Annotated in this window: 8 protein-coding genes; 5 read left to right on the top strand and 3 right to left on the bottom strand. The window is 49.2% G+C overall.

The window, feature by feature from the left end; all coding sequences use genetic code 11:
• Nucleotides 1-107: 107 nt before the first annotated feature.
• From AC0QUU_RS14880 to xerA, 3 genes are all read right to left on the bottom strand, one after another.
• On the bottom strand, nucleotides 108-425 hold the full coding sequence (locus tag AC0QUU_RS14880; protein ID WP_301946885.1) for a type II toxin-antitoxin system RelE/ParE family toxin: 318 nt from the start codon (nucleotides 423-425) through the stop codon (nucleotides 108-110).
• A 3-nt stretch (nucleotides 426-428) separates the two neighbouring features.
• Nucleotides 429-695 (bottom strand): type II toxin-antitoxin system prevent-host-death family antitoxin, encoded by a 267-nt coding sequence (locus AC0QUU_RS14875; RefSeq protein WP_474543713.1) that lies wholly within the window; start codon nucleotides 693-695, stop codon nucleotides 429-431.
• Nucleotides 696-779: 84 nt separating this feature from the next.
• Nucleotides 780-1,775 carry a site-specific tyrosine recombinase/integron integrase gene (xerA, locus tag AC0QUU_RS14870; protein WP_474543711.1) on the bottom strand — a complete coding sequence of 332 codons (996 nt, stop codon included), beginning with the start codon at nucleotides 1,773-1,775 and terminating at the stop codon, nucleotides 780-782.
• Between the two features lie 320 nt (nucleotides 1,776-2,095).
• Here xerA and AC0QUU_RS14865 point away from each other — a divergent pair, with 320 nt between their 5' ends.
• The 5 genes from AC0QUU_RS14865 to AC0QUU_RS14845 are packed head-to-tail and all read left to right on the top strand — an operon-like array spanning nucleotide 2,096 to nucleotide 10,069.
• Nucleotides 2,096-2,860, top strand: coding sequence for a hypothetical protein (locus tag AC0QUU_RS14865; RefSeq protein WP_474543709.1), 765 nt, complete (start codon nucleotides 2,096-2,098; stop codon nucleotides 2,858-2,860).
• A gap of 42 nt (nucleotides 2,861-2,902) precedes the next feature.
• Nucleotides 2,903-3,145, top strand: a complete 243-nt coding sequence (locus AC0QUU_RS14860; protein ID WP_301946881.1) for a hypothetical protein — start codon at nucleotides 2,903-2,905, stop codon at nucleotides 3,143-3,145.
• A 2-nt stretch (nucleotides 3,146-3,147) separates the two neighbouring features.
• Nucleotides 3,148-4,029, top strand: a complete 882-nt coding sequence (locus AC0QUU_RS14855) for a hypothetical protein (protein ID WP_474543707.1) — start codon at nucleotides 3,148-3,150, stop codon at nucleotides 4,027-4,029.
• On the top strand, nucleotides 4,016-5,155 hold the full coding sequence (locus AC0QUU_RS14850) for a radical SAM protein (protein ID WP_474543705.1): 1,140 nt from the start codon (nucleotides 4,016-4,018) through the stop codon (nucleotides 5,153-5,155). The genes AC0QUU_RS14855 and AC0QUU_RS14850 overlap by 14 nt, the downstream gene beginning before the upstream one ends.
• Nucleotides 5,156-5,173: 18 nt before the next feature.
• Nucleotides 5,174-10,069 (top strand): family 20 glycosylhydrolase, encoded by a 4,896-nt coding sequence (locus tag AC0QUU_RS14845; RefSeq protein WP_474543703.1) that lies wholly within the window; start codon nucleotides 5,174-5,176, stop codon nucleotides 10,067-10,069.
• The last annotated feature ends 42 nt before the right edge of the window (nucleotides 10,070-10,111 follow it).

Below are 10,111 nucleotides of genomic sequence, written 5' to 3'. Positions count from 1 at the left end.
CGGAATTTATCTGATTAAAAGGGACAGGGCAAAGTGCGGTTTGGGACGTAGTCAAATCCGACTTGACTACGTCCCAAACCGCACTTTGCCCTGTCCCTTTTTGCAACTTACCGGATAAGCCAGCTGTAATCTTTACGGCAGTCCAGAATATAATCTATATATACTGTGTCATCCTGGATCTGATAAAGGACAAGATACCATTTTTCAATGAACATCCTGTGATATTTATTGGGCGGAATATACAATTCTTCAAAAAAAGGGAATCGCTGAGGAAGTCTGGAAAGGGAGCGCAATGCCGTCATGATCTCTTTCTTTTTTGCCGCCGCTGCTTCTTTATTAACCTGTGCCATAAAGCGGATGTGCTCGCCTAACATCCGCTTTGCTCTGTCAGAAACAATGACTTTATATTTTCTGTTTTGGTTCATATGCTATACCTCTGCAATCATATCATCGAGATAAGTGTCCAGCTCTTCCAGAGTGCAGCCGCATCTTCCTGCAATCCTGTCTTCCTCAACTGCCAGAAGTTCTTCTCGGAGCTTCAGCATCTTTTCTCTGCGGTTAAAAGTTTCGATATCCATTACGACCAGATCACCTTCGCCGTTTTTGGTAAGAAAAACAGGCTCTGCGGTTTTTCTGCACATTTCGGCAATCTCATTGTAGTTCTGTCGGATCGCTGCGGACGGACGGATATTCATAATTACACCTCCTAGTATATGGTATGTATTTGATAGCAATATTCTAATAGTATTATATTTGAATTGTGCTATTCGGTCAAGGCTTCAGCAAACATATTTTTGATGAGATAGTTTGACATTCTTTTCATTTACTATCGCATAGTGAAGTATTGTATCAATCTGCGTGTGTCCGAGCAGTTTCTGGAGCTGTTCGATAGGCATTCCTTTTTCAATGGCCATAGTAGCCATCGTTCTGCGGAACTTATGGGGATGGACGTGATGGACATGTGATGCGTCGCCAAGTTTGGTAAGAAAACGTTCAACCCCGGCGATAGAAAGGCGATTCCACGGGGAATGAAGCCCCACAAAAAGCGCGCAGTTGGTATCGTTCCGCTCAGCCAGGTACTGCTGCAGATGAATCTTTGTTTTGGCATCAAAATATACCCGGCGTTCTTTGTCTCCTTTCCCGAGAACTACACATTCTCTGCTGTTAAAATTGATATCGGACCGATTCAAATTTACAAGTTCGCCCACACGTATTCCGGTAGATATGAGCAGATCGATAATTGCCAGATCTCTGGGATGGCGGCACTGATTTCTAAGACTTTCCAGATTTTCATCAGTCAGAGTCTCCTTGACAAACTGCGTTGCCTTGACTTTATGGATCCGGCGGATGGGACTTTTGGAAATATAATCTTCATCCTCGAGCCAGATAAAAAAGGAAGACATGATCCGGCGGATATTGTCTAAGGTTACTTTGCTGGAATTCCTTTTATCCTGATATCTATATAAGTAGAAGCGAATATCATCGGTTTCGATTTCACATACATTTTTTTGGATCGAGTTGATCATCTTCAACAGCGTCGAGGAGTAATAACTTAGTGTGCTTTCAGAGCAGCCTTCAATCTTTTTGGCGGCGATGAAAAGATTCAGCAGTTTCATGTTTGTCTGCTGCGCCTGCGGGGAAAGAGCCCCGGAGTCATCGGGAATATTGAACTGACGGAATACTTTCTGGAGATTTGACCGGAGCAGTTGATTCTGTTCGTCAGTAAGGTGTTCGCGCATCAGATCACAGATTTCGTTAATCAATGTTGTTTTCATGAGTAACCTCCTTTAGCTTTTAGAAAAATAGTGTTCGGCGGGCATAAGACCCTATATTATCAAAAATACTTCAAATATATAGAATCGGCACGGGAAACCGGTTAAAAAAGGTGAGATGTGTTAAAACGATGTAAAAATCATGAATATCGTGTGAAGAAAATGCGAAAAAACTAATAAAATATAATACTTTTGTATGAGGTATTGAAACGGTGTAGTGGTATAATAATTAAGATTCCAAAAGTATGCAGTAAATTGCAAAGTTCAGTCAGATAAATTGAAATTTATCTGACAAATAGTCTGACAAAAGGAAAGAAACAGTAATGAGTAATAAGAGAAGAAGAAAGCATATACCGGGGCGTAAGAGGAAGAAAGCCCTTTCTAAGATCTGGATCATATCTGTTATTGCGGCAGCGATTCTTATTGCCGTGATAGCTATAGCAGCTGCCTGTAATACGAAAAATAAATCCTCGTCGTCAGAAGAAAACAGCTATGCAGATGGACAGAAAGATCAAGGATTGATTTTCCCATATGAATTAGAAGACGGGCGGTTATCTATAGATTCCATCTTCCAGTTTACTGGCTTCAATCCGGACAATGGAAACGCGGAAGGAGAGAACATCGCAGCCCTTACCGTGGTCAACCAGTCGAAGCAGCATCTGGCTTCCGCGCAGTTCACCGTGAAGCTGGCGGACGGCGCGAAACTTGCCTTTGAGATCACGGATCTCCCGGCAGGGCAAAAAGCCATGATATTTGAGAAAGAGAATCAGGTCTATGAGCTGGACGATGTCTGCGAGGAGATCACCGACACGGCGGAGTTTGAGGACGTCTCCCCGGTGATGGCGGACAGGCTCTCTGCCGAGGTTCAGGAGACGACCGTGACTCTGACCAACAATTCGGAAGAAGATTTAAGCAATCTGCTTCTCCACTGCCATTGTGTGATCGACGACGCATACTTTGGTGGTCTCACATATACATATCCTATCGCAAGTATTCCGGCGGGACAGAGCGCATCTGTCGACGCAGTGGACTGCTATCTGGGACAGGCGACAGTTGTCCGGGTAAGCCGGGACAGCGGAGAAGAATAGTACAGACATAAAAGTCTGGGAAAAGGAGGAGGTAGAAAAAGGATGAAGGTTTATGAAAAGCCCCGCATCACCATCGAGCAGTTTACGCTGTCTCAGCATGTGGCTGACTGCGGCTGGGAACTGCAGGCCGGTAATGAGGACAGTTGCATTGCGAATCCAGATCCGGAATGGAACCTTGGAGTGCCGGACGGAACAAAAATGTTTTTAGGTGGTCCCTGTGAGTTTATTCCGGAGAGCTACTGCTATACAGATGCCGACGGGGCATTCGGACTGTTCCGCTCCTGAAAATGAGAAACAGGAAATTAGAAATTACTTTTTCAGATATTACATTTGAGATGCTGTTTGACGGAGAAGTCCGGATCACGGATTCCTTTCTGCCGTTTGTACATAACCGGGGTGAAGTCACTTATCAGTGTATGTTTCAATGTGTGGAACAGCTTCCCGAATTGAAGGGACAGATTGTCGAACAGAATATAGAATATCAGATCATACAGGATGAGAGCGGGGAATACAGACAGTTTATCGATCATTTTAACGGAGACAGGCCATATTCCGTCACATCTTATGATTGGGAAAACAGGCGGCTTTATGTCTTTTATCTGCCGGATGTGAGACAACGCTTCAGCGATACAAGGCTTGCATTTTTTCATCTCGGCTGGGAAAAAATCCTGCTGAGAGAGGGACGTATGCTCCTTCACGCATCCTGCATAGACACGCTTTACGGCGGACTTCTTTTTTCAGGCCCGTCGGGTATGGGCAAGTCCACGCAGGCGGATCTCTGGTGCAGGTATGCTAATGCTGTGCAGATCAACGGTGACCGACCGGTACTCAGAAAAGAACAGGACGGTTGGAACGCATGGGGATCTCCCTATGCCGGGTCCTCCGGGTATCATATAGATCAGAGCTGCAGGATCCGGGCAGTGTTTGTCCTGGAACAGAGCCGGGAAAACCGTGCAGAAAGGCTGAAATCATCCGAGGCTTTTGGTGCACTGTACAGAGAGATGATCGTAAATAGCTGGGATGCGGTGTACGTGTCGGACTTAAGCGCCCTGCTCAGTGAATTTGTGAAAGAAGTTCCGGTATACCGGCTGTGGTGCACGGCGGATGAGCACGCTGTGGATTATGTAAGGAAAATGCTGGAAGAGGGAGAGGAAGATGCGGGATTTTGAACGATATGTGGAACCAAAGATTACCGACCTGCTATTTTCAAAAGCGGCAAAAAAGAAGGTGCCCTTAAGCGGGACATTTGAACTGTCTCCTCTGTGCAATTTTTCCTGTCGGATGTGTTATGTCCGCAAAACGTCTGAAGAGGTGAGAAATCAGAAGAGGCGGATGGTGTCAGCCGGGAAATGGCTGGAAATCGCGGAAGCCGCCGGAAGAGAAGGGATGCTTTACCTGTTGCTGACCGGCGGGGAACCATTCCTCTATCCGGATTTCTGGAATCTGTACGAAGCGCTGAACCGGATGGGATTTGTGATTTCCATCAATACGAATGGCTCCATGATCGATAAGGCTGTTGTGGAACGGCTGCGAGAGCGCCCGCCTATGAAGATCAATCTTACGCTTTACGGGGCAAAGGACAGCACCTATGAATCGCTCTGCGGAGTGAAAGGCGTATTTTCCAGAGTGGACCACGCCATTACCATGCTGCGGGAAGCGGGGATTGCCGTGAAACTGAACGGCGCTCTGACGCCGGACAATATCTGTGATCTGAAAGAATGTGTCCGATATGCACAGGAACGCGGGCTGATCTATGAGGTCAATACCTATATGTTCCCGCCGGTGCGCAGGGATCCGTCCATGGCTGGGGTGAACCGCAGATTTACCCCCAAGGAGGCAGCCAGGTACAATCTGGAAAGTTACCGGCTCCTGTCCGGGGAAGAACTCTACTGGAAGAGACTGGAGGCTATTGAGAGCGGCAGCGTACCGCCGCCGGGGCTGGATGAGAACTGTATCGACCCGACAGACGGGAAGGTGCGGTGCCGGGCAGGCAAGGCGTCCTTCTGGATCACCTGGGACGGCTGGATGACCCCCTGTGGCATGATGCCGGAGCCAAAGGTGGATGTTACCCGGGGAACATTTGCGGAGCAGTGGAAGGAACTGACGAAAGTCAGTGAAAAACTTCGGGTCTCCGGGATCTGCAGTAAATGCCCGAACCAGCTGCTGTGCCATTCCTGCGCCGCCATGGCGGAAGCGGAGACAGGTTCAACAGAGAAGGTGCCGGTGTATCTGTGTGAAATGGTTAATGAAATGAAAAAGTATGCAAAACTTCAATTAGAACAAAGAAAATCATAAAGAGGAGGATTGAAGGAGATGAAACGACTTAAGAAAGTCCTGTCCCTGGTGCTTTCTGTCTGCATGATCCTGGGCATGACAATGACTGTCAGCGCAGAAGGTCCGGAGCAGCAGGCGGCCGGGGCAGGCAATGACTACCGCCGGATCGTCCATCTGGACGTGGGCAGGAAGTATTTCAGTGTGGATCAGATCAAGGGCATCATAGATACTATGGCTGAGTCCAACTACAATGCGCTGGAACTGGCTGTGGGAAATGACGGTCTGAGATTCCTGCTGAATGACATGTCAGTTACTGTAGGCGAGACGACCTATAGTAGTGAGCAGGTAACAGAGGGCATCAAGCAGGGAAACAGTGCTTACAGCCATGCCGGAGAGCTGTCTCAGACTGAGATGAATACCATTATCCAGTATGCCAACGAAAAGGGCATCGAGATCATCCCGCTGCTGAACACGCCGGGACATATGGATGCCATCGTTGATGCCATGGAGTACGTAGGCATTGAGGACGCGGCATATGGCGATAATTATCAGAACTCCGCGCGTACACTGAACATCATGAATGAGGCGGCGGTTGGATTTACCCAGCAGCTGGTAAAGAAATATGTTGAGTATTTCAACGACAAGGGCTGTTCTATCTTCAACATGGGCTGCGATGAGTTTGCCAATGATATTTATGCAGGCAGAGACGGCATGGGATTCGGCGCGCTGCAGGATAACGGGCAGTACGGTGCTTACATTACCTATGTCAACAGCCTCGCCCGGATTGTGAAGGACGGCGGCATGACGCCTATGGCGTTTAACGACGGCTTCTATTACAATGGTGTAACGGGTCAGGGTACCTTTGATTCCAGCATCATGATCGCTTACTGGACCACTGGCTGGGGTGGCAATTACCTGGGCGTTCAGCCTGCATCAACACTGGCAAACATGGGGCATTCGATCATCAATACCAACAGTGCGTGGTACTATGTGCTGGGCGCCACATCCGGAAGCTTTCCGCTGTCACACGCGCAGAGCGGTGTTGCCAATACGAAGTACAATGATGTGCCTGGCGACAACGATCCGGCGGCCACAGGTTCTATGATCTGCTTCTGGTGTGATGATCCGGGGGTTGATTATAATACCTATAGTGGCAATGTGGAAGAGCTGCTCCAGAGTTTTGCTGCAAATAATCCGGAAGTCTTCGGTTCTTCCGAGGTGGATACAGATGAACCGGGTACGGTTACACCGGATGCGGAAACGGTTGAGAAAACCATCACTGTGGCAGAGGGTGAAACTGTAGAAGACATCATCAGCGACAATGATTTCTCTAATGATGTAAACAAAGACGAGCTGAATACATCGATCGCAGATGTTTCCGCAGAGTATGTGGATGTTCCCGGAGAAATGACGGCGACTCAGTGGACACAGAGCAATCTTCCGGACGGGAAATATCTGATCGAGACGAACCGTGGAAAGACGTTGCTTACAGATTCAACGGCGACAGGAAATAAACTTCAGCTTTTCGGCACAGTGTCGGAAGCAGGCGAGTCTGATCTCTGGACCATTACTCACGTAAGCGGAAACAGCTATTATGTGCAGAATGCAGACGGGCAGTATCTGAATATCGGAGATGAGAGTGCATCCCTGTCCGGGAGTCAGAATACCGTGACCATTTCAAACAGTGGTGGAATGTGGAGATTTTCAGAGACAGAAACTACATGGCATTATCCGTGGAGCGTAACATATTATCTGAATCAGTTTGGCGGGAATACAGCTACGGTAGCAGGCGGCTATGACGGTTCTGCTTCCGATGCCGGCAGCCAGTGGAATCTCTACACCCTGTCCTCCTCCGAACCGGCAGCAGGAACGAAGGTGACCTTTACAGGAAAGCAGGCAGGCTCCACTTATGTAACAGTCGGTAATGTACATTACACCATCAACGTTACCCCGAAGGATCTCTCCAATGTGGAAGATCTGAACATCAACCTTTTTATCTCCACGTCACCGGTGTGGGATGTGGATGACAGCAGCCATAACAGCGATATCGCTTTGAGCGCGAAAGATGCTTATTCCGAGCAGGGCGTGGACATCGCGGACTTGGTACCGGAGGTCGGCTGGTGGGAGTGGGCCAGCAATGAGACACAGACTGTCTTCTGGAAGGGCACGGTTCTTCCCCAGGGACTGCATCAGACAGGAGACACAACGAATGACAGAAGTATGGCCGGAACAGATTATACCTATCTTCGTTACTGGAATGACCAGTGGGAGTACTCTGCTGACGGCAGTGACTGGACGGCGATTCGGAATAGTGATGAGGTGAATGCTTACTACCTGCAGAAGACAACGGTAACCGATGAGGTAGACACTTATGTAAAAGACTGGGCATTTACTACCAGCAATTCGCAGAACCAGAGTGGTGATGTATACCAGAAAGCCCTGTCCTTTGCGGTTGTATATCCCAACGGAAATATGAACCCAACTACCGAAGATGGGATTTATGCAGACTCCACCCTGATCTACTGGGAGAACCTGGCAAACCTTGGTTTCATCCGTGTGGGGGTAAACGAGGTCTACGAGGTGGAGAAGATTACCTATACGATGGGTGAAAGAGCAAATCATAACAGTCAGAGCAACTGGGGACCCAATGACTCCATTGATTGGGAGAAGAAACGGGTGGATTACCAGAACTACTGGTATGACGAGACTATCTGCTGGGATGAGTCTTATGGCACAGAGCCGGTGATCAACGGCCAGGATCTGCAGGATGAAATTTCTGCAGGAAATGCAAATTATCAAGGCAGATATAATGGAACCTGGGGTTTTAACGATGCGGTTCTGATCCTGATCTACTTAAAACCGGTACAGTCGGAAGATTCCCTGACCGTACAGTACTGGGACGACAGCGCGGACAGTCTGATCTATGATTATCCAATCAACGTGACAAACGTGTCTACGGAGGATCCGGGAACCTTCCTGAACAGACTGATGCCGGAGGATGCTCGTCCCGAAGGACCTGGAAAATTTGAACTGCGTGATGATGCATATATTGTAAACGCAAAAAATGAAGAAGAAACCTTCCAGAAGGATCTAACCAAGATCCCGTCGTTGTTCGGCAAGTACACCAGCGGATTGTATGAGTATACGGGAGCAGATATATCCGAGGACGGAAAGACACTGACTCTCCACTATAAACTGGATGAGTCCAAGCTGTCCGCTTCCTATGTGGTGGACTTTGGGCTGCCGGTGACCATCCCTATGGATGAGATCGTGGAGAATACAGAGAATATCCAGTCTGTAATGATCGGAGCTACCCGTTACGGCGCTGCGACAGTGAATGGAACGAAGAGCATTACCTACACTCCATCCACAGTGCTGAGCGGAAGTGAGACACTTGGTGTAACGGTTACGTATGGCGGAGACGAGATGATGACCCACAGTATCGCCATCATACCGGCTACCACTACATACTATGAAGAAGGGTTCGCAGAGTATACGGATGGCGACTGGTCCGGCAATATCAGCAAGGGCAGCGGTGAACAGGCTGCGGAGGCTGCCGGCCACAAGACCAATGTCTACGGTGCGGACGACAAGTACAAAGGAGAAGCAGCGGGACCGAGCAACAGCACCCAGGCGACCAGCACCGAATATAAAGGCAACGCTACCTTTACCTTCCGCGGTACAGGCGTGGACATCTATGCGAACTGTACACCGGAGACTGGAAAGCTGAGTATCAGCGTGACTAATGCGGCGGGAAGTCTTGTGAAGTTTATGCAGGTTGACACCGCTCTGAAGAACGGTACAACAGATGCCACCAGCGGACAGGAAGTAACCGGATACAATGTCCCGGTGGCAAGCCTGGATCTGGGAACCACAGGCACCTACACGGTGAAGATTTCACACATGAAGCCTAACGCAACTGCCACAGGCGACACGGTCAACCTTGACGGATTCCGTGTATACGGTACGTTGGACGGCGGCAATGAAGCTTATGTATCAGATGGAGAGGCAAACCCGTCCTTCATCGAACTCCGCGACCAGGTGCTGAAAGGGCTGAACGTGCAGTCTGAGACCAGCGCGCAGTATGCAGAGCAGATCGCAAAGACACTTTCACAGGTATATTCCACAGCAGGAGCCGGTGAGGGTGCGGCAGTGATCACAGACGCAAATCTGAATACAACGACAGCGAACGTGCAGGATCTTCTGGACAAGGGCCCGAAGAACGAGCTGTACCTGAAAGGAAATCAGGCGGTTACCTTCAAGGTAGATCGGGATGTCCAGATCGGTCTGAAAGCGCTGAACGGCGCGGTTACATACAGCATGAACAACGGAGAGGATCAGACTCTTAGCTCCAGCACGGATATGTTCTATGAAGCCGGAAGAGGAACCATCACCATCACCAACAAGAGCACAGGAGATGCGATCCTGTCTGTGACAAAGGTGAAAGCGGCCGGTGCGGCAGCAGATGAGTCAAACGGCATACAGATGTGCAGCCTGACAGAGTCTGACTTCATGCCGGCTCTCCTGAGCCTTGGCTTTGAGGCGGAGGCAGAGGAACCGGCATATGCCGATGCTACTGTCAACATCAACTTGATTAACGCTGACGGCAGCGAGCTTGCCTCCACCGCCCTGACGGCAAACGGAGCGGCAGGCGAAACACATACCTTTGCAGCAGCCGACATTCAGGAGGCAGCCGAGGGTGTTCTGCCGGAAGGCTATGAGCTGACCGGAGAAGCTTCCGATGTGGAAGTGGCCTACGGTGAGTCCGAGACCGTGGAACTCCAGGCGGAGGAAACGGCTGTGGAAGAGCCGGATGGCGGAGACTCTGAGGATGAAGAAGGATTCTTCGATAAAATCGGAAATGCAATTAAGGATGTTGTAGATACCGTAGTCGATGCAGTGACAGGATTCTTCGGCTCCCTGTTTGGGTGGTAGGATCATCTGAAGGGCAGTCGGAAAGTAACTGAATACTGACCT

Source organism: Mediterraneibacter sp. HA8405 (assembly GCF_056148955.1).
This window is presented reverse-complemented; position numbering and strand designations above follow the sequence as displayed.

Coding starts and splice junctions, on each gene's coding strand:
- AC0QUU_RS14880 (WP_301946885.1), bottom strand. CDS start 425: ATGAACCAAAACAGAAAATATAAAGTCATTGTTTCTGACAGAGCAAAG.
- AC0QUU_RS14875 (WP_474543713.1), bottom strand. CDS start 695: ATGAATATCCGTCCGTCCGCAGCGATCCGACAGAACTACAATGAGATT.
- xerA (WP_474543711.1), bottom strand. CDS start 1,775: ATGAAAACAACATTGATTAACGAAATCTGTGATCTGATGCGCGAACAC.
- AC0QUU_RS14865 (WP_474543709.1), top strand. CDS start 2,096: ATGAGTAATAAGAGAAGAAGAAAGCATATACCGGGGCGTAAGAGGAAG.
- AC0QUU_RS14860 (WP_301946881.1), top strand. CDS start 2,903: ATGAAGGTTTATGAAAAGCCCCGCATCACCATCGAGCAGTTTACGCTG.
- AC0QUU_RS14855 (WP_474543707.1), top strand. CDS start 3,148: ATGAGAAACAGGAAATTAGAAATTACTTTTTCAGATATTACATTTGAG.
- AC0QUU_RS14850 (WP_474543705.1), top strand. CDS start 4,016: ATGCGGGATTTTGAACGATATGTGGAACCAAAGATTACCGACCTGCTA.
- AC0QUU_RS14845 (WP_474543703.1), top strand. CDS start 5,174: ATGAAACGACTTAAGAAAGTCCTGTCCCTGGTGCTTTCTGTCTGCATG.